General features: G+C 69.9%; 17 protein-coding genes. 9 read left to right on the plus strand and 8 right to left on the minus strand.

The genetic code is table 11. From position 1 onward, the window contains the following. Nucleotides 1–369: 369 nt before the first annotated feature. From lnt to JK358_RS05180, 3 genes are all read right to left on the minus strand, one after another. Complete coding sequence (gene lnt, locus JK358_RS05170) at nucleotides 370–1,977, minus strand: apolipoprotein N-acyltransferase (protein ID WP_307817377.1); 1,608 nt, start codon at nucleotides 1,975–1,977, stop codon at nucleotides 370–372. A gap of 373 nt (nucleotides 1,978–2,350) precedes the next feature. Beyond that, nucleotides 2,351–3,946, minus strand: a complete 1,596-nt coding sequence (locus JK358_RS05175; RefSeq protein WP_201944232.1) for an amidohydrolase — start codon at nucleotides 3,944–3,946, stop codon at nucleotides 2,351–2,353. 295 nt (nucleotides 3,947–4,241) lie between these two features. Further along, nucleotides 4,242–4,739 carry an FxsA family protein gene (locus tag JK358_RS05180; RefSeq protein WP_201944234.1) on the minus strand — a complete coding sequence of 166 codons (498 nt, stop codon included), beginning with the start codon at nucleotides 4,737–4,739 and terminating at the stop codon, nucleotides 4,242–4,244. Nucleotides 4,740–4,847: 108 nt separating this feature from the next. Between JK358_RS05180 and JK358_RS05185 the strand changes: the two genes are divergently transcribed. Further along, entirely contained in the window at nucleotides 4,848–5,642 is a 795-nt protein-coding gene (locus JK358_RS05185; RefSeq protein WP_201944236.1) for an alpha/beta fold hydrolase, read from the plus strand. A gap of 7 nt (nucleotides 5,643–5,649) precedes the next feature. On the opposite strand, the gene JK358_RS05190 is transcribed toward JK358_RS05185, so the two are convergent. Together JK358_RS05190 and JK358_RS05195 are read right to left on the minus strand one after the other, a co-directional pair. Then, nucleotides 5,650–6,312: a response regulator gene (locus JK358_RS05190; protein WP_201944239.1), complete on the minus strand. Its 663-nt coding sequence runs from the start codon at nucleotides 6,310–6,312 to the stop codon at nucleotides 5,650–5,652. Nucleotides 6,313–6,316: 4 nt separating this feature from the next. Further along, entirely contained in the window at nucleotides 6,317–7,489 is a 1,173-nt protein-coding gene (locus JK358_RS05195) for a sensor histidine kinase (protein ID WP_201944241.1), read from the minus strand. Nucleotides 7,490–7,551: 62 nt separating this feature from the next. Between JK358_RS05195 and JK358_RS05200 the strand changes: the two genes are divergently transcribed. Next, a complete protein-coding gene (locus JK358_RS05200; protein ID WP_201944248.1) occupies nucleotides 7,552–8,319 on the plus strand; it encodes a TSUP family transporter in 768 nt (255 codons plus the stop codon). A 12-nt stretch (nucleotides 8,320–8,331) separates the two neighbouring features. Here JK358_RS05200 and JK358_RS38995 read toward each other — a convergent pair whose 3' ends face one another. Then, a complete protein-coding gene (locus tag JK358_RS38995; protein WP_232850805.1) occupies nucleotides 8,332–8,613 on the minus strand; it encodes a hypothetical protein in 282 nt (93 codons plus the stop codon). A gap of 361 nt (nucleotides 8,614–8,974) precedes the next feature. Between JK358_RS38995 and JK358_RS39000 the strand changes: the two genes are divergently transcribed. The 3 genes from JK358_RS39000 to JK358_RS05215 all read left to right on the plus strand — a co-directional run bounded on the left by JK358_RS39000 (nucleotide 8,975) and on the right by JK358_RS05215 (nucleotide 11,102). Beyond that, nucleotides 8,975–9,193: a helix-turn-helix domain-containing protein gene (locus tag JK358_RS39000; RefSeq protein WP_307817310.1), complete on the plus strand. Its 219-nt coding sequence runs from the start codon at nucleotides 8,975–8,977 to the stop codon at nucleotides 9,191–9,193. A 111-nt stretch (nucleotides 9,194–9,304) separates the two neighbouring features. Further along, nucleotides 9,305–10,303 (plus strand): alpha/beta hydrolase, encoded by a 999-nt coding sequence (locus JK358_RS05210; protein ID WP_201944250.1) that lies wholly within the window; start codon nucleotides 9,305–9,307, stop codon nucleotides 10,301–10,303. Nucleotides 10,304–10,391: 88 nt separating this feature from the next. After that, nucleotides 10,392–11,102, plus strand: a complete 711-nt coding sequence (locus JK358_RS05215; RefSeq protein ID WP_307817311.1) for a helix-turn-helix domain-containing protein — start codon at nucleotides 10,392–10,394, stop codon at nucleotides 11,100–11,102. Nucleotides 11,103–11,108: 6 nt separating this feature from the next. Here JK358_RS05215 and JK358_RS05220 read toward each other — a convergent pair whose 3' ends face one another. Then, nucleotides 11,109–11,684, minus strand: a complete 576-nt coding sequence (locus JK358_RS05220; protein WP_201944252.1) for a dihydrofolate reductase family protein — start codon at nucleotides 11,682–11,684, stop codon at nucleotides 11,109–11,111. An 83-nt stretch (nucleotides 11,685–11,767) separates the two neighbouring features. Next, nucleotides 11,768–12,778 carry a TetR/AcrR family transcriptional regulator gene (locus JK358_RS39005; RefSeq protein ID WP_307817313.1) on the minus strand — a complete coding sequence of 337 codons (1,011 nt, stop codon included), beginning with the start codon at nucleotides 12,776–12,778 and terminating at the stop codon, nucleotides 11,768–11,770. Between the two features lie 187 nt (nucleotides 12,779–12,965). On the opposite strand from JK358_RS39005, the gene JK358_RS05230 reads away from it, so the two are divergent. The 4 genes from JK358_RS05230 (at nucleotide 12,966) to JK358_RS05245 (ending at nucleotide 17,539) form a co-directional block, all read left to right on the plus strand. After that, the gene (locus JK358_RS05230) at nucleotides 12,966–14,492 is read left to right on the plus strand and encodes a TldD/PmbA family protein (RefSeq protein ID WP_307817314.1); all 1,527 of its coding nucleotides are present in this window, start codon (nucleotides 12,966–12,968) and stop codon (nucleotides 14,490–14,492) included. Between the two features lie 19 nt (nucleotides 14,493–14,511). Continuing rightward, on the plus strand, nucleotides 14,512–15,909 hold the full coding sequence (locus tag JK358_RS05235) for a TldD/PmbA family protein (protein ID WP_201945180.1): 1,398 nt from the start codon (nucleotides 14,512–14,514) through the stop codon (nucleotides 15,907–15,909). Nucleotides 15,910–15,928: 19 nt separating this feature from the next. Beyond that, nucleotides 15,929–16,618: a hypothetical protein gene (locus JK358_RS05240; protein ID WP_201944255.1), complete on the plus strand. Its 690-nt coding sequence runs from the start codon at nucleotides 15,929–15,931 to the stop codon at nucleotides 16,616–16,618. A 189-nt stretch (nucleotides 16,619–16,807) separates the two neighbouring features. Beyond that, nucleotides 16,808–17,539, plus strand: a complete 732-nt coding sequence (locus tag JK358_RS05245; RefSeq protein ID WP_201944257.1) for a DJ-1/PfpI family protein — start codon at nucleotides 16,808–16,810, stop codon at nucleotides 17,537–17,539. The last annotated feature ends 176 nt before the right edge of the window (nucleotides 17,540–17,715 follow it).

The following is a 17,715-nucleotide window of genomic DNA, read 5'->3' on the forward strand; positions in this document are numbered from 1 at the left end:
CAATCACTCCGTTCTGCCGCTGTTGTGCGCAACTCCCCGAACCCCGAACTCCGACACCACCTCGGCGATCGCGCGCACGCGCGAGCCGTAGGACGTGATCCACGCCCTATGATTCGGAGCATCCCGCCGAGCGGATCGGTGGTGATCTCGAGTTGCTCGCCACGAACAGCGTTGGCGGAGCATATTTTTAAGTCAGTTACCTCAAGGCAAACCTCGCGAATTTCGCTCAACTTGCACGACACCGCAGATAACTCAGACAGAACGGGCGGAAAATCACACCCTAGCTACGAACCGGCGAATCTGAAGTCGCTCATACGGGACGGCCCTCGTCACACGTTCCCGCTGTCTTCGAGCCGGAAGGGGTACCGGCTATCTTCCGGTCGGCTCTGCAAGGGTGTTGGTTCGCCGCCGAATAGCCGCCACTGCGGCAGCCGCGGCCAGGATACACAAAATCCACTCCGGCGTGGGGCCCAATCGCGTTGCCGGTGTCGTGTCATCACGTAGCGGGAGTTTCGCGACCAAAGCCGCAGGTACGAACTGTTCCGTCTGTTCTTGGATGGTGCCGTCCGCGGTGATGATCGCGCTCACGCCGGTGGTCACCGAAACCACCACGGCGCGACCGTGCTCCACCGCGCGCACCCGCGACATGGCCAGTTGCTGGAAGGTCATCTCGCTGTCGCCGAAGGTGGCGTTGTTGGACGGGACGGTGAGGAGCTGCGCGCCGGCGTCCATCGCCTGCTGGAAGGCGCGGTCGAAGGCGACCTCGTAGCAGGTGGCCACGCCGATGGCCACGGGCGCGCCGCCCGAGGCGGGTTCGGCGTGCACCACGCCGTCACCCGTACCGGGGACGAAATATCCCGCGCGGTCGGCGTATTCGGAGAAGAGCCGGAAGAAACTCCGCATCGGCAGGTACTCGCCGAAGGGCTGGATGATCTTCTTGTCGTGGCGCTCGGCGGGGCCGCCGTCGGCGGTCCACACGATGACCGAATTCGTGGTGGTGCGATCGTCGTTCACCAGGACCGCGCCAACCAGGATGGGAGCCTTGATATCTCGCGCGGCCCGCGTGATGAGGGCGGCGGCGTCGGCATTGCGCAGCGGGTCGATATCGGAGGAATTCTCCGGCCAGATCACCACATCCGGCTGCGGGGCCGTCCCGGCCGCGACCGCGGCGGCGAGCTCTTCGGTGCGCTTGACGTGATTGTCGAGAACCGCGCGGCGCTGGGCATTGAAGTCGAGTCCCAGGCGCGGCACGCTGCCCTGGATCGCGGCGACCGTGATCGGCCGGTTGCCGTCCTCCGGGCCGGGCAGCGCGGTCCGGAGGATCACTCCGGTGAGGGGAATGATAGCCACAATCGAAGCCGCACCAATAATCCGTGTCCACGATGTGAGACGCGGAACCCCCCATCTGGGACGATGCGGAACGTTTGCGGAAGCGCCGGGCACATCGGATTCACCGCGCCCGCGCCACACCCGCAGCACCCCGGCGACCGCCAGGGTCCCGGTGAGCGCCACCAGGAAACCGATCAGCGGCGCACCGCCCAGCATGGCGAACGGCAGATACCACCCGTCCGCCTGCCCGAAAGCGATCCGCCCCCAGGGAAATCCGCCGAACGGGAAACTCGACCGCGCCCACTCGGTCAGCGTCCACGCGGCAGCGACCCACAGCGGCCACCACCGCAACCCGCTCACCAGCCGCGCGAGCAGCCCGAACAATCCCACGTACACCGCGCACACGGTCGACAACGCCAGCCACGGCACCGGCCCCACATAGATCCCGGTCCACGGCAGCAACGGCAGGAAGAACCCCAGCCCCGCCAGCATCCCGTAGCCGAATCCCCCACGCAGTCGCCCGTTTCCACGCACGACCACCGTCAGCAGCCCCACCGCCACCGGCGCGAGAAACCACAGCGTCCGCGGCGGGAAACTCGCGAACAACAGCAGTCCGGCGACGATCGCGCCGATCGAGCGGATGAGCACCGGATGCCGGTCGGCGAGCGCGGCGACTCGTCCCGCGAATCCGCCTGGCGCGGAAGCAGGCTCAGTGGTCTCCGATGTGAGGCCGACCTCGGCGGCGGACGGGATGGCGGCCACGCGCACCGGCGGTGCCGCCGCCGGGGAATCCACTCCCGCGGTATCAGCGCTCCTGTTCACCGCCGAGGCGGTGGCGACATCCACGTGAGCGGGGGTCGACGGACCCACCTCCGCCCGGCGCTCCGTCGAATCGGCTGGGGCGCTGGGGCCTTCGCCGGACGGGGCCGAATTCGATCCGGCGGGCTCGGAGGCGGCCCCGCCCGAAGCGTCGCGCGCGGACGCGGGTGTGTCTGCCGGCGAAGCGTTTTCGGGGCGCTGCTCAGGAGGCATGGATGGTGACCCCGCGGTGCACGGTGCGCAGGCAGCGCGGGAGGGTGGCGCCGGCGGTCAGCGGCGGGAGGCCGGGGACTCGGGAGCGGGGGTCGGTGGACCAGCGCTGGACGGAGTCGGTCGCCGCGGCGACCACGAGGTCTTCGGCGTCCCACATGGCATAGGAGGCAGGGGCTCCGGGAACGAGGGTGCCCGCGAGGCCGTCGCGGACGCCGCCCGCGCGCCAGGCGCCGCGGGTGGCGGCGGCGAAGGCGGCGCGGGGAGAGATCTGATGGCCGGGGGTCCGGTGGTTGGCGGCGGCGCGGACGGCTTCCCACTGGTTGAGCGGCGTCACCGGGGAGTCGGAGCCGATGGCGAGGGAGATTCCGGCGGCGGCCATGGCGGAGAAGGGGTTCAGCGCGGCGGCGCGGTCCGCGCCGAGGCGGGTGACGTACATGCCCTCGGGGCCGCCCCAGGCGGCGTCGAAACCCGGTTGGACGCTGGCGATTACGCCCCACTGGGCGAGTTTGGCGATCTGGTCGGCGTCGAGCAGTTCGGCGTGTTCGAGGCGGTGGCCGCGGGAGGCGACGGCGGGGCCGCCGAGTTCGGCGACCACGCGCTCGATGCCGGTGACGACCGCGTCCATGGCGGCGTCGCCGATAACGTGGAAACCGGTCTGGATTCCGGCCTCGGTGCAGGCGAGGACGTGCGCGTAGATGGCGTCGGCGTCCAGGTGGGCGGTGCCGGTGGTGTCGCGGTCGGCGTAGGGTGCGCGCAGCCACGCGGTGTGCGAGCCGATCGAACCGTCCACGAACAGGTCGCCGCCGAGGGCGTGCACGCCGAGATCCTTCACCAGGGTGCGGGCCTCGTCGGCGGTGCGGACCGCCTGCCCCCAGTAGGCGCGCACCTCGACGCCGTGCGAAAAGGCCAGCAGCTCACGCACATCCGTCTCGCCGGAGATATCCGGGCCCGCGCATTCGTGTACGGCGGCGATGCCGTTGGCGGCGGCGTGGTCGAGCGCGGCGCGGCGGGCGGCATCGCGCTGGGCGCGGTCGAGCGCACCGTAGGCGGCCGCGCGCACCAGGTGGTGGGCGTCGTCGCGCAGCGGTTCACCGCGCGAAAACCCGGTCGCCGCCGTAATTCCCGGGACGGCGTCCAACAGAGCCGTGGACGCGAGGGCCGAATGCACATCCACGCGAGCCAGATACACGCGGCGGCCGGGTGCGGCGGCGTCGATCTCCGCGAGGCTGGGCGGGCGGCCCTCCGGCCAGGCGGTGTCGTCCCACCCGTCGCCGAGAATGGTGCCGTCTGGGCGCGCGGCAGCGTACGCGCGCAACAGCTCCAGGCATTCGGCGAGTGAACGCGCCCGCGCCAGATCGAGTCCCGTGAGCTTCAATCCCAGCGCCGTCACGTGCACATGCGGGTCCACGAACGCGGGCGCGACGAACGCGCCGTCCAGTTCGATGATCTCCGCGTCCGGGTGCATGGCCCGGCCCGGCCGGTCCGCGCCGACCCACACCACGGTGCCGTCGGTCACCGCCATGGCCGTCGCGTCCGGATTACTCGGACTGTAGATACGGCCGCCGACAAGCAACTGGGTACTCACGGCGTTCCAGTCTGCCGCACGCGCGCGTCCTGGTCGCAACCGCCGTCGCGCCGACTCGATCACAGCACGACGAGGCCGCGTCGCCGCGCGCCTCAGCCGTGCCATCGCGTATCGCCACCACCGACGCGGCCTTGTCACCATTCGCCGCAGCCGCGCCGACCATGCGGCGCGGTCCCCGTTACGGCGGTCGCGTCGACCTGGTGGCGGGCCGGGCGGCGGGGCATCAGCGCGCCCCGGAACGCCGCGAGCGGGCCGACAGTTCGTCGGCCCGCTCGTGGCTGGATCGGAGGTGTGTCTACTGCGGATCGATGGCGCGGTAGGTGGTGCGGCCCTGGCCGTCGTCGTAGTACTCGCTGACCACGGTGGCGTCGATGACCTCGCCGTCGGGGTCGATGACCACGTTGCGGTAGCCGTACGGGCCGACCGCGGTGGCCACCCGGTTGATCCGGCGGGCCGCGAAAGCGGCCACGACCGGGCGCAGCACGAACCGGGTCACCGGGGTGAGCGCGAGCAGGCCGAGGAACGAGGTGAGCAGGCCGGGTACGAACATGAGCACCGCGCCCAGGGTGACCAGCGCGCCGTCGGCGACCGCGGTACTCGGGTCGATCTCGCCGCGCGAAGCCTTGCGGAAGCTCTCGAAGACGCGGCGGCCCTGCGAGCGGACCAGGATCAGACCGGCGGCCGATCCGGCGAGCAGCAGCAGAATGGTCGGGAACACGCCGATGAAATGACCCACGAGCACGAGCGTGGCGATCTCGGCGGCGAAGTAGGCGAGGAACAGCAGTGCGGGCATCGGGACGATCCTTTCCATCGATCCACCCGTACAACGTGCGAAGCGGCGAATTTTCTCCCGGGCCCCGATGTGGCGCACAGCACCCGGTGCGAAATCTACAGTTGAGGGGTGGAAGACGGGGGTTCGGCCCGGTTCGTGGCCGACGGCGTACACGCCGAGGTCGCGGGGTCGGGGCCGCCGGTGGTGTTCACCCATGACGCGCTCTCGCACAGCGGCTCGTGGGATGCGCAGTTCGAGGCGCTGGCCGCGGGCTATCGGGTGGCGCGGTGGGATCGGCGCGGGTACGGGCGCACGCCCCGGCCCACCGGACCGTATTCGAGTTCGGCGGATCTGGCGGCGGTGGTCCGGGCCGTCTCACCGGAACCGGCGACCTTGGTCGGGTGTTCGTTCGGCGGGCTGATCACGCTGTGGTGCGCGCTCGAGCATCCCGAACTCGTCGGCCGGCTAGTGCTGATCGGGTCACTGGTCAGCGGGCTGTCGCTGAGCGAGCACTTCCTCACCCGGGGCGGGCGCGACATCCCGACCCACGACGACCCGGTCCCCGAGCAGATCGCCTACTGGACCGAGACCGATCCGTGGTTCGTTGCGCCCTCGAATCCCGCTGCGCGGCAACGACTTCGCGAGATGCTCGACAACAGCCCCGGCAATCTGACGCCGCCCATGGAGCTCGAGCGCATGTCGCAGGAATCCGCGCTGGCCCGCCTCGGCGAGATCACCGTGCCGACCCTGCTGATCGTCGGCGACCTCGACCACCCCGATGTGCACGCGCATGCCGGGGCGATCGAGGGCGGCATCGCGGGCGCGCAGCGCGTCGTGCTGGGCGGCTGCGGGCATCTGCCGCAACTGGAGACGCCCGCCGCCTGCACCACGGTGCTGCGCGAATTCCTCGACGAGACCGCGTAACCGGCGTTCAGGCGTTGCCCGGCCGGACCAGCCCGGTCTCGTAGGCGAGCACCACGGCCTGTACCCGGTCGCGCAGATCGAGTTTGGTGAGCACCCGTCCGACATGGGTTTTCACCGTCGCCTCGGACAGGAACAGGGCCGAGGCGATCTCGGCGTTGGAGCGTCCGGCGGCGATGTGCTCGAGCACCTCCCGCTCGCGGGCGGTGAGGACATCGAGCACCGACGGATCGCGTCCGGCGGCCGGATCATCGGCGATGAGCCTGTCCAGCAGCCGCTTGGTGACCTTGGGTGAGACCACCGCGTCACCGCCCGCCACACTGCGGATGGCCGAGATCAGATCCTCCGGCGGGGTGTCCTTGAGCAGGAAGCCGCTCGCCCCGGCCCGCAGCGCGCCCAGCGCGTGCTCGTCCAGATCGAAGGTGGTCATGACGAGAACCCGGCTGCCGCAACCGGATTCGATGATCCGGGCGGTGGCGGTGACGCCGTCGGTGACGGGCATCCGCACATCCATGAGCACCACGTCGGGGCGCAGTTCCTGGGCCCGCGCGATGGCGGCGGCGCCGTTGTCGGCCTCGCCCACCACCTCCAGATCGGGGTGCGCGCCGAGCACCATCTTCAATCCGGCACGCATGAGTTCCTGGTCATCGACTACGAGAACGGTGATCGGCACCCACTCAATCTAGTGGGGACCGGTCGTCGTCGGTCCGATCGAGGGGGATGGTGGCGCGCACCGCCCAGCCACCCTGGCTGTTGCGGCCGGTGCTGAGGGTGCCGCCGAGCACCGCCATGCGCTCGCGCATGCCGACCAGGCCGAGGCCGCTGCCGGGGATGGTGGCCGGCACTCCCCCGGTGTCGACGGCCTCGATCGTCACCTCGGTGTCGCGGCGGATGACGCGGACGTCGGCGTGCGCGTCCGATCCGGCGTGGCGCAGCGTATTGGTGAGCGACTCCTGGACGATCCGGTGGATGCCGAGGCTGATTTCCGGACTGAGGGAATCGATTTCGCCCGCGAGCTCGAGCGAGATATCCAGTCCGGCGCTGCGCATCATGTCGACCAGGTTGGCGATTCCGGCGGTGCCGTGCTGCGGCAGCTGCTCGGGCGCGTGTTCGGTGCGCAGCAGTTCGACCGTGCGGCGCAGTTCGCGCAGGGCTTCGCGGCCGGTGCCCGCGATGGTGCCGAGCGCCTTCTCGGCGGTGTCCGGATCGTGGCGCAGGGCGTAGCGGGCGCCGTCGGCCTGCACGATGATGACGCTCACCGCGTGCGCGACCACATCGTGGAGTTCGCGGGCGATGCGGGTGCGTTCGGTGGCCACGGCGTCGTGAGCGCGGCGTTCCCGGTCGTAGTCGGCGACGGCCAGGCGCGCGGCGACCTCGGCGTCGTAGGCGTGCCGGGCGCCGATGAACTCGGCCAGGGTCCAGCACAGGGCGTAGAAGACGGCGGTGAAGGGGGCATCACCGCCCTCGGGCTCGCCGACCAGTTCCCAGGAGATCACGGTGTCGGCGACGAGGGCGCACAGGTACCAGAGTCCTTCGCGGCGGCCCACATACGCGACGAGCGTGTAGAGCATGATGCCGAGACCGAGCAGCGCCGGATGCACGGAGGGGTCGTTACCCGCCCAGTGGATGAGGCTGGCGGAGATGGAGACGACGAGGAGCACGGTGGCCGCCACCCGCGTATGGGTGCGGCGGAAGACGATCGGCGCGGTGAGCGCCAGGCTCAGGACGAGATAGGCCGCCTTCTGGGTGCTTTCGCCGATGGCGAGGACATCGATGACGAGCAATCCCAGGGCCAGCATCGAATCGGAGATCAGTGGCTTGTCACGCAGCCACAGGCTGAACCGGCGCACCCCACCACCCTACGGTGCGATACCGGTTTGCCCGGGATTGTCTGCTCTGCTTGGCTCAGCGGATGGGTTTCGGAGACTGGGCGGTCCTACTGACTGCGGCCACGGCCGCCGGCTGGGTGGACGCGGTGGTGGGCGGCGGCGGGCTGATCGTGCTGCCGACGCTGTTCGTGGTACTGCCCGGCGTCGCCCCGGCAACCGCCCTGGGCACCAACAAGATCGCGGCCTTCTCCGGCACCAGCGCCGCGGTGATCACCTTCGCGCGCAAGGTGCCGATGAAATGGAAGGCGCTGCTGCCCGCCGCCGGACTGGCGGCGGTGACCTCGGCGGCCGGATCCGCGGCGGTCTCCCTCATCGACCGGGAGCTGTTCATTCCCATCGTGATGGTGGTGCTGGTGGGCGTGGCCGTCTTCATCACCCTGCGGCCGTCCATCGGCGTCACCATGGCCACCCATCCGCCGACCCGCCGCAAGACGATCCTGGTGATCGGCCTGGCCGCCGGGCTCATCGGGTTGTACGACGGCATCCTCGGCCCCGGCACGGGCACCTTCCTGATCATCACCTTCGCGACCCTGCTCGGCACCGAGTTCGTGCGCGCGGCCGCCATGGCGAAGGTCATCAACTGCGGCTCCAACCTCGGCTCGCTGATCTTCCTGGGCGCCACCGGCCACGTGCTGTGGACACTCGGCCTGGCCATGGCGGTCGCGAATGTCGCGGGCTCCATCGTGGGTTCGCGCATGGCGCTCGCCAAGGGCGCGGGTTTCGTGCGCGTCGTGCTGCTGGTCGTGGTGGTGGCCATGGTGATTCGCCTGGGCTGGCAGCAGTTCGCCTGAGCCGCAACGCCTTCACCACCCGCTCGTACCATGGGCCGTATGCCTGTCGAGCCGGTCGATATCGCCGGGGCCATGGTGGACGTCGCCGTCCCGGGCCGCCCGGCGCGGGTGGCGGGCATCAGCATGGCCGGATTTCGCGGTGCGGCAGCGCATCCCGTCGATCTGCAGCTGATCCCCTACCCGGCGCTGACGATCTTCCTCGATTTCACCGGCGACGTCACGCCGGCCGATGCGACGGCCGGGACGCGGATCCACGGCGGCGGCGTCCTCGGCCTGGCTCTCTCGCGGATGCACGGTCGCGGACGCGATGTCGACCTGCTGCAGATCCGGCTGTCACCGGTGGTCGCGCACGCGGTGCTGGGCGGCACGCCGGGTCCGGGTGACACGGTGGTCGCGCTGGAGGAGTTCTGGGGCCGCGATACCGAAGCGACCGTGTCCCGCCTGCGGACCGCGCCCTCGTGGGACGAACGATTCGAGATCGCGCACAGCACACTCGTGCGCCGGTTGACCGCGGGCCGAGCCGTCGATCCGGAAGTCGCCTACGCCTGGCGGCGAATCGTGCACAGCCGTGGGCGAATTCGCGTCGAGCGCCTGGCCGCCGATATCGGCTGGAGCCCCAAGCGGCTGTGGGCACAGCTGTCGCTCCCAGCTCGGCGTGACCCCCAAACGCGCCGCACAGCTGGTCCGTTTCGACGAGGCCGCGCACCGTCTCGCGGCGGGCCACAACGCCGCCGCCGTCTCGGCCGACTGTGGTTTCACCGATCAATCCCATCTGTGCCGCGAATCCCTCGGTTTCGCCGAGCTGACACCGGCCGCACTGGCGGTGGCGCCGTGGCTCACGGTCGACCCGATCGCGTGGGCGACGCCCGCCTAGGGAAGATTTTTCCAATACTTCCGGCCGTCGTGCGGCGAGGCTGCTGTCGTAGCGCAAGCACGCACATCCATGCGCCGGCTCCGGCGACGCGGTGTGGTCGAGGAGGTAGAGATGAGTGACACCACAGGCACCGAGCGCGCGCCCCTGGGGGTGCGGCTGCTCGCGGCCGTGCAGCAGGAGCCGGACTGGCCGACGCTGACCGAGGAGCGTTTGATCGCCTACCGGGAGGCGGCGAATCGCCGAGCCGGCTCCCGATTCCTCCGGCCGATCACCGGTTTTCCGGCGAGCGGCGTCGAAATCCGCTGGCAGGAACTGGTTCTGGCCGATCGGGTCGTCCGGATCCGGGTGTACCGCCCACGCACCGCCACCTCCCCCTTGCCACTCATCGTGCACGTGCACGGCGGCGCGGTGGTCGGCACGGCGGCGCAATGCGATTGGGCCAACAGCCATTTCGCCGCGCACCTGCCCGCGGTGGTCGTCTCGGTGGAACACCGACTGATCGATCCGCGCACTCCCCTGACCGCGGCCGTGGACGACGACTGGGATGTCCTCACTCAGGTGCGCGGTCACGCGGCCGACTGGGGAATCGACCCCGATCGCATCGCGGTGGCCGGGGAGAGCGGCGGCGCGCTGATCTCCGCCCTCACCGCGATTCGCGCCCGGGACGCGGGCCTGCCGTTGCGAGCGCAGGTTCTGGTCAATCCCGTGACCGACGTGTCCGAGTCGGCCTTCGACCACCCGTCGATGACCCGCTATCCCCACACGCCCACCCTGCACGTCGACAAACTCCGCTGGATATTCCCGCTGGCAGCGGCCGGATCCGAGGCCCGCGCGGTCTCACCCCGGTACGCCGACGCCACCGGTCTCGCCCCGGCCCTGGTGGTCGTTCCCGTCCTGGACCCGCTCGCCGACCACGGCCGCCGCTACGTCGAACGGCTCCGCGAGTTCGGCACGCCCGCACGACTTTCCGAACATCCCGGCGCCCCGCACGCCTTCCTCGCCCTGCCCGGCCTGGTTCCCCAGGCCAGGGCCGCCCGCGCCGCCATCCTCGGATTCCTGCGCGAGCGGCTGGCCGCACACCCGGCGGTCGAGCCCGCCGAGCAGGGCTGACAACCGGCCCGGCGCGATCCGCGCCGGTCTCCGCTCGCGCACAGTCCGGCACACCCGGTCTCACGACCCTCGAATTAGGATTTCGGGGGTGGACCTACTGTTCGAGACGCGCGCGTCGGATTCGGCGTGGATCGACACCGTGTGGACGTGCCGCAGCGAGCGGGTCACCGAGATGACCAGCGTCGCGAGTGAAACGTGGGGGCTGGTGTTCTGGGAGCAGCGCGGGGTCGCACACGCGGCGGTGACGGGGCCCGAAAGCCGGTGCGGGACAGCGCCGGTGCCGGAGGGGGCGGATTTCGTCGGGATCCAGTTCGCGGTCGGCACCTCGCTGCGCATGATCGCCGCGCCGGCACTGGTGGACAGTGGTCTGCAGCTACCGGATGTGAGCGGTCGCGGGTTCTGGCTCGACGGGAGTCGATGGGAGACACCGGGACTCGACGATGCCGAGGCGCTGGTCGAACGACTCGTCCGGGGCGGGGTGCTGGTCCGGGATCCGCTGGTGGCGCAGACGCTGCGCGGGCAGAGTCCGGCCGCCACCGAGCGCACGATCGAGCGGCGGTTCCGGGCGGCGACGGGGCTCACCCAGGGCGCGGTGCGGCAGATCGGGCGGGCCAGAACAGCGGCGATCCTGCTGGCCACCGGTGAGCAGCCGGGTGTCGTGGTCGACAAGCTCGGGTACTACGACGAACCGCATCTCGCCCGCGCGCTGCGCCGGTTCGTCGGCCGGACGGCCGGGCAGCTGCGCGACGGCGACGGTGGTGCGATCGCGCTGGATCCGGCGCAGCGCACCACGGTGTGACACGGCTCAGTGCTGCACCGTGTAGATCAGTTTGGCCACGCCGTTGGCGTAGCTGGCCGACTCAGTGAGGCGCAGCTGCTGCTTGTCGCGGTCGGCGCGGCTGAACAGGCTCTTGCCCGCACCCAGCAGGACCGGGAACACCAGCAGGTTGTAGCGGTCGATCAGATCGGCCTCGCCGAGGCGGCGGGCCAGTTCGGCGCTGCCGTGGATGAAGATGCCGCCGCCCTCGGTCTGCTTGAGCGCGGCGACGTCCTCGGTCGAGCGCAGGATCGTGGTCTCGCCCCAGCCGTCGACGAGATCGGCCTCGGTGAGGGCGCTCGACACCACGTATTTCGGCAGCTCCTTGTAGGCGGCGTGGTCCTCGGAGTCACGCCAGTACGGCGCGAACGCCTCGTAGCTGCGGCGGCCGAACAGCAGCGCGGTGGTGTCGGCGAGTTCTTCGGCCTTGAGCGAGTAGGCCTCGGGCACGAATTCGGTGTCCATCACCCAGCCGCCGCTGCGATGCCCCTCGGCCTTGCCGCCCGGCGAGTCGACCACGCCGTCGAGCGACATGAAGCCCGTGTAGACCAGTTCCCGTGTCATTTCCTACCTCCTGAGTCAGCGACGATGTTCAGCCTATGGGCTGATTCCGCCGCCGTCTTGGACAGAAACGACACGCTCTCGACTCAGACCAGGATGTCCTCGGGCAGACCTAGGTCACGGTCGCCGCCGAGGGCCGAATCATCGTCGGGATCAGCGGATTCGGGGGCCGGTCGGGGCGGCTGGTCACCGATCAGGGATTCGATGTTCAGGCGCGACGGATCGCCCTCGGTGCAGTGGGTGCGCTCGACCGGACGGCGCTCCGGGAACAGCGCGCGATGATCGGCGCTGGCACGGCGCACCACCTCGGGACCGAGGCGGTGCACGGTCGCCATGGGCCGCATCGGCTCGGAGTCCGGGCGGCGCACGGGTTCGGCGAGCGGACGCGGACCGGCGTCGAGCGCCGACTGCGCGGCCTGCCCCAGCGCCGGACGTGGCGCGGGTTCGGCTGCGGGCGGGGCGGATTCGAGGCCGATCGGCTCGGTGAGCCAGGGCGCCAGCACCTTCGAGGTGATCTCCTGGATCTTGCGGTGCAGTTGCTCGGCGTCTTCGATGCCGGGCTGCTGGAACAGCACCGACAGCGCGCCGGAGACCGCGCCGACCACCGCGCCGACCAGTGCGGCCGCGCCGACCTCGTCGAGTTCGTCGGGGAAGGCGTCGCGCAGGTGCCGGGCGATCTCCTGCTGGGCGACCTGCTGGGCGTAGGCCGCGCGGCCGCTCACCGCGGAGACGGTGCGGGACACCTGGGCGCGCACCACGGCGATGCGGGCGGGCAGGGTATCGCCGAGATGGTCGCCCGGATTGTCACCGGCGGCGCGCAGGGCGCGCAGCAGCACTTCCACCGGTCGCTCGCCGGGGCGGCGGGTGGCGATCGCCTGCACGGCCGACTGGACCCGTTCGTCCGGTTCGGGGAAGAGCAGTTCTTCCTTGCTGGCAAAGTAGTTGAAGAACGTCCGGGTGCCGACTTCGGCGGCCGCGGCGATATCGGCGACGGTCGTCGCCTCATAGCCTCTGGTCTCGAACAGTTCGACGGCGGCCTGGTACAGGGCGCGGCGGGTGCGTTCTCGTTTACGGTCGCGGAGTGCGGATGGCGGCACGCGGGCAGACCCTACGGCATCCGGACAGCAAAACGCGGCATGTCCAGGGCTTGTCGCGCGCGTTTCCTGGTGTGCGTCTTCGCAGTTCGTGCATTCTTGCAGCGTGTGCATGTTCGCAGACTGTGAAGTTCACCTTGAGAGTGTGTGCTGTTGAAGGACTTCGGCGCCTGCCTCTAGGTTGGATCGGGTGAGCATCGCAACCAAGGTCGTGGACGAGGAGTTCCGCGCGCTTCCCCTGACCGCGCTCGCCGACGCGGCGCTGTCGGCGGCGCGCGCAGCCGGTGCCGAGTACGCGGATCTGCGCGTGCATCGACTTGTGCAGCAGTCCATCCGATTGCGCGACGGGCGGGTGGAATCGGTCGGCGACAGCACCGATCTCGGCTTCGCGGTGCGCGTGATCGTCGACGGCACCTGGGGTTTCGCCTCGCACGCCGCTCTCACCGCGGAATCCGCGGTGGAGGTGGCGCGGCGCGCGGTCACCGTGGCGAGCACCCTGCGGGCCTTGAACCGGGAGCGGGTGGAGCTGGCCGCCGAGCCACGCTACGACGGGATCGAGTGGGTGTCGGCCTATGAAATCGATCCGTTCGCGGTGCCGACGCCGGAGAAAGTCGCGCTGCTGCAGGACTATTCGGATCGGTTGCAGGCCGCCGACGGCGTCGACCATGTGACGGCGAATCTGCTGCAGGTCAAGGAGCAGACCTTCTACGCCGACACCTTCGGTTCGCGGATCACCCAGCAGCGGGTGCGGTTGCATCCGCAGTGGGAGGCCATCACCGTCGATCCGTCGGCGGGCGTATTCGAGACCATGCGCACGCTGGCCGCCCCGGCCGGGCGCGGCTGGGAGTACGTGACCGGCGCGGACGGAACCTGGGACTGGGCGGGCGAACTCGCGCAGATGCCGGGCTGGCTGGCCGAGAAGGTGAAGGCGCCCAGTGTCACCGCCGGACCCACCGATCTGGTCATCGACCCGACCAATCTGTGGCTCACGATCCACGAATCCATCGGGCACGCCACCGAGTACGACCGGGCCATCGGCTATGAATCGGCCTATGCGGGAACGTCCTTCGCGACTCCCGACAAGCTCGGGACGCTGCGGTACGGCACCCCGATCATGCAGGTCACCGGCGATCGCACCCAGGTCAACGGCCTGGCCAGCGTCGGCTACGACGACGAGGGCGTGGCCGGGCAGCAGTGGGATCTGGTGCGCGACGGGGTGCTGGTCGGCTACCAGCTGGACCGGGTGTTCGCGCCGCGCCTGGGCCTGCAGCGGTCGAACGGCTGCTCCTACGCCGATTCCGCGCATCATGTGCCGATCCAGCGAATGGCCAATGTCTTGCTGCAACCGGATCGCGAACGCGACACCAGCACGGCGGAACTGATCTCCCGGGTGCGGGACGGGCTCTACATCGTCGGCGACAAGTCGTGGTCGATCGATATGCAGCGCTACAACTTCCAGTTCACCGGGCAGCGGTTCTTCCGCATCCGCGACGGCGAACTCGCCGGGCAGGTGCGCGATGTCGCCTACCAGGCCACCACCACCGACTTCTGGGGTGCGATGGAGGCCGTGGGCGGGCCGTCCACCTGGGTGCTGGGTGGGGCGTTCAACTGCGGTAAGGCTCAGCCCGGTCAGGTGGCGGCGGTCAGTCACGGCTGTCCGTCGATCCTGGTGCGCGGCATCAATGTGCTCAATACCCGTGCCGAAGCCGGGCAGTGAGGAAGGACTTCCAGTGAGTGTGCTCCCCGCCCCCGAGGTCGTCGAACGCGTGCTGCGCTCCTCGCGCGCCGACGAGGCCATGGTGATAGTCACCGACGCGCACGAGGCGTCGCTGCGCTGGGCCGGAAATTCCATGACCACCAACGGTTCCTCGGTCGCGCGCGACTGGGTGGTCATCTCCGTCTTCCGGGACGGCCCAACCGCCGCGCGAGTCGGCAGCGTCAGCTCCACCAGCGTCGATCCCGCCGATATCGGGTACGTGGTGCGGGCCAGCGAGGAGGCCGCCCGCACCGCGCAGCCTGCCGAAGACGCCATGCCGCTGCTGGATTCGTCGTCGGTGGATCCGGGCACCCTGGACTGGGTGCTGGACTGGGACGGCACGCCCGCCACCACCGACATCACCGTGTTCACCGATCTGGCCCGCGATCTGGCCACCGGGTTCGACGGCGCGGACCGGCTCTACGGGTTCGCGCACCATCAGATGCATTCCACCTGGCTGGGCACCTCCACGGGGCTGCGCCGGCGCTGGGTGCAGCCGACCGGGTCGGTGGAGATCAACGGCAAGCGCGGCGAGGGCGCCGATCTCGCCAGCGCGTGGGTGGGCGCCGGCACCATGGATTTCGCGGACGTGGATGTGCCGGGGCTGCTGGCGGAGCTGTCACGCCGCCTGGACTGGAGCAAGCGGCGCGTCGAGCTTCCGGCCGGGCGCTACGAAACGCTGCTGCCGCCCTCGGCCGTCGCCGATCTCATGATCTACCTGGCGTGGAGTATGGAGGGCCGCGGCGCGCACGAGGGGCACACCGCCTTCTCCCGCGCGGGCGGCACCCGAATCGGCGAGCGGCTCACCGGCGTTCCGCTCACCCTGTACTCCGATCCCAGCGCGGCGGGGCTCGAGTACCGGCCGTTCGTGGCGACCCCGTCCTCCTCGGAATCGCTGTCGGTCTTCGACAACGGGCTCAGCGCCCAGCGCACCGACTGGGTGCGCGACGGTGTGATCGAATCCCTGGTCTACCCGCGCGCCACCGCCGCCGAATTCGACGCCCCCGTCACCGTGCCCGGCGAAAACCTGCTCATGACAGGCGGTTCCGACGCCGGGCTGGCGGAGATGATCGCCCGCACCGAACGCGGCCTGCTGCTCACCTGTCTCTGGTACATCCGCGAGGTGGATCCGGCGACCCTGCTGCTGACGGGCCTCACCCGCGACGGCGTCTACCTCGTGGAGAACGGTGAGGTCACCGCCGCGGTCAACAACTTCCGCTTCAACGAGAGCCCGCTCGACCTGCTGCGCCGCGTCTCCGAAGCGGGCCGCACCGAGATCACCCTCCCCCGCGAATGGAAGGACTGGTTCACCCGAACCGCCATGCCTCCCTTGCGCATCCCCGATTTCCACATGTCTTCGGTGAGCCAGGCCACCTGAGCGGGGCTACCCTGAAGAGGTGCACGGGCGCACACGGCTCGCCGTTCTGACGGCCCGCTCCGGGCACCGGACGGAGCGGGTGGAGATTCCCTGTGCCGCACACGATCCGACCGCCTGCCTGCCGCAGAGCAAGGGACCGCTGCTGGGCGGTCTTGCCGTCATGGGCACGGCCCTCGCGATGCACAATGCGCTACTCGGGCTGGTCGGCGCGCTCGGATGCACGCTCACCTTCTACGGTCCCTGCTGGTCACTGACCCCGCAGTGGCGTGCCCGGCGCCAAGCGCTGCGCTGGCAGCATTTCGTCGCCGGGCACGACGTACTCAACCTCGAATCACCCGAATTGCTCCGCCTGGCCGACGCCTATGACGAACTCGTCTACACCGCAGGGCTTTCCGGCGTCGAAACGCCCGGGGAGGCCGGCAGCGTCGGCCATCTCATGGTGCTGGAGTGCGCCACCCTGCTCGACGGGCGCACACCTGCCGGACCGGCCGAACTCGACTACATCGCCGCCCGGGAGAGTGAAATCCACCATCTGACACGGTTTCTGGCGGATCAGCACCGCGCGCACACTGCGCTGGAGCAGCGCCGCGCACTCGACCGGCGCCGTGTTCTGAACGAGATCGCCCGCGCCCGCACCGAACTCGAGAATCAGACGGGGGTGAGCGCCGTCTTCGCCAGCCGGGACCTGCGGCGGCGATACCGGCCGTGAGCCGTCGCGGCGGCCCGCTATCCGGCAACCCGTTCCGGATATCCGAGGGCCTCACGGCTTGTCAGCTCGGCATTACGGATGATGACCTATATCACCGGCATGCGGCGGGGTTGTGGTCGTAGGGTCGAAGTGGCTGCGGCGCACAGGGATCGGCCGCGGTAGTACCGAGTCGGCGGTGGGGAGATTCTGATGCAGGTCGCGATTGTGACGTACCCGGGGATGACGGCGCTCGACGCGCTCGGGCCGTTCGAGGTGTTGCGGGCGTTGCCGGGGGCGGAGTTTCGGTTCGTGTGGCATGCGCCGGGGCCCGTCACGACCGACAGTGGGGTGCTGGTTCTGGGGGCGACACATACGTTCGAGGAGACGCCCGCGCCGGATATCGTGCTGGTCGGGGGGTCGATTACGAGCACGATGGCCACAGCCGGGGATCAGGGGCTGCTGGCCTGGTTGCGGGCGGTGCACGAGCAGACGACATGGACGGCTTCGGTGTGCAGTGGGTCGTTGATTCTGGGGGCGGCGGGGTTGCTGGAGGGGAAGGAGGCGACCGGGCATTGGGCGGCGCAGACGGCGCTGGCGGGGTTCGGGGCGAAACCGCAGCGGGACAGGCGGATTGTGCGGGCGGGGAAGATCGTGACCGCGGCGGGGGTGTCGGCGGGGATCGATCTGGGGCTGTGGCTGGTGGGTGAGATCGCGGGGCGGCAGCGGGCCGAGGCGGTGCAGCTGTGCATCGAATACGATCCGCAGCCGCCGTTCGACAGCGGGCATCCGAGCAAGGCGTCGGCTCGGGTCAAAGCCGAGGCGGCGTTGCTGGGCAAGGATTTGATCAGTGCGCGGGAACTCGGCGGGGAATTGGCGGCGGGGTCGAAGGCGCTGTGGAACAGCGCGATCCGGCGGGCGCGGCAGAGGGTCCGGCAATCCTGAGATTCAGGACAAAGCTCACAAGACAGAGGCGGTAACCCGGAGTACGCGGGGGGCAGCGCGTTCGCAAATCATGACCATCGTTGCTGAATCGGCTTCGATACATGGTGAGTTGCCGACGTTACAACCATGCCTTTAGGGTCGGTAACAACCGACGCACCCGAGCAAGGGACACGCCC

Origin of the sequence: Nocardia acididurans (genome assembly GCF_016741815.1) — a bacterium.
Classification (GTDB): domain Bacteria; phylum Actinomycetota; class Actinomycetes; order Mycobacteriales; family Mycobacteriaceae; genus Nocardia; species Nocardia acididurans.

Excerpts from the sequence above, each read along its gene's own strand:
- JK358_RS05180 (WP_201944234.1), bottom strand. The coding sequence starts at position 4,739 with ATGCCCGCACTGCTGTTCCTCGCCTACTTCGCCGCCGAGATCGCCACG.
- JK358_RS05200 (WP_201944248.1), top strand. The coding sequence starts at position 7,552 with ATGGGTTTCGGAGACTGGGCGGTCCTACTGACTGCGGCCACGGCCGCC.
- JK358_RS05210 (WP_201944250.1), top strand. The coding sequence starts at position 9,305 with ATGAGTGACACCACAGGCACCGAGCGCGCGCCCCTGGGGGTGCGGCTG.
- JK358_RS05220 (WP_201944252.1), bottom strand. The coding sequence starts at position 11,684 with ATGACACGGGAACTGGTCTACACGGGCTTCATGTCGCTCGACGGCGTG.
- JK358_RS05245 (WP_201944257.1), top strand. The coding sequence starts at position 16,808 with ATGCAGGTCGCGATTGTGACGTACCCGGGGATGACGGCGCTCGACGCG.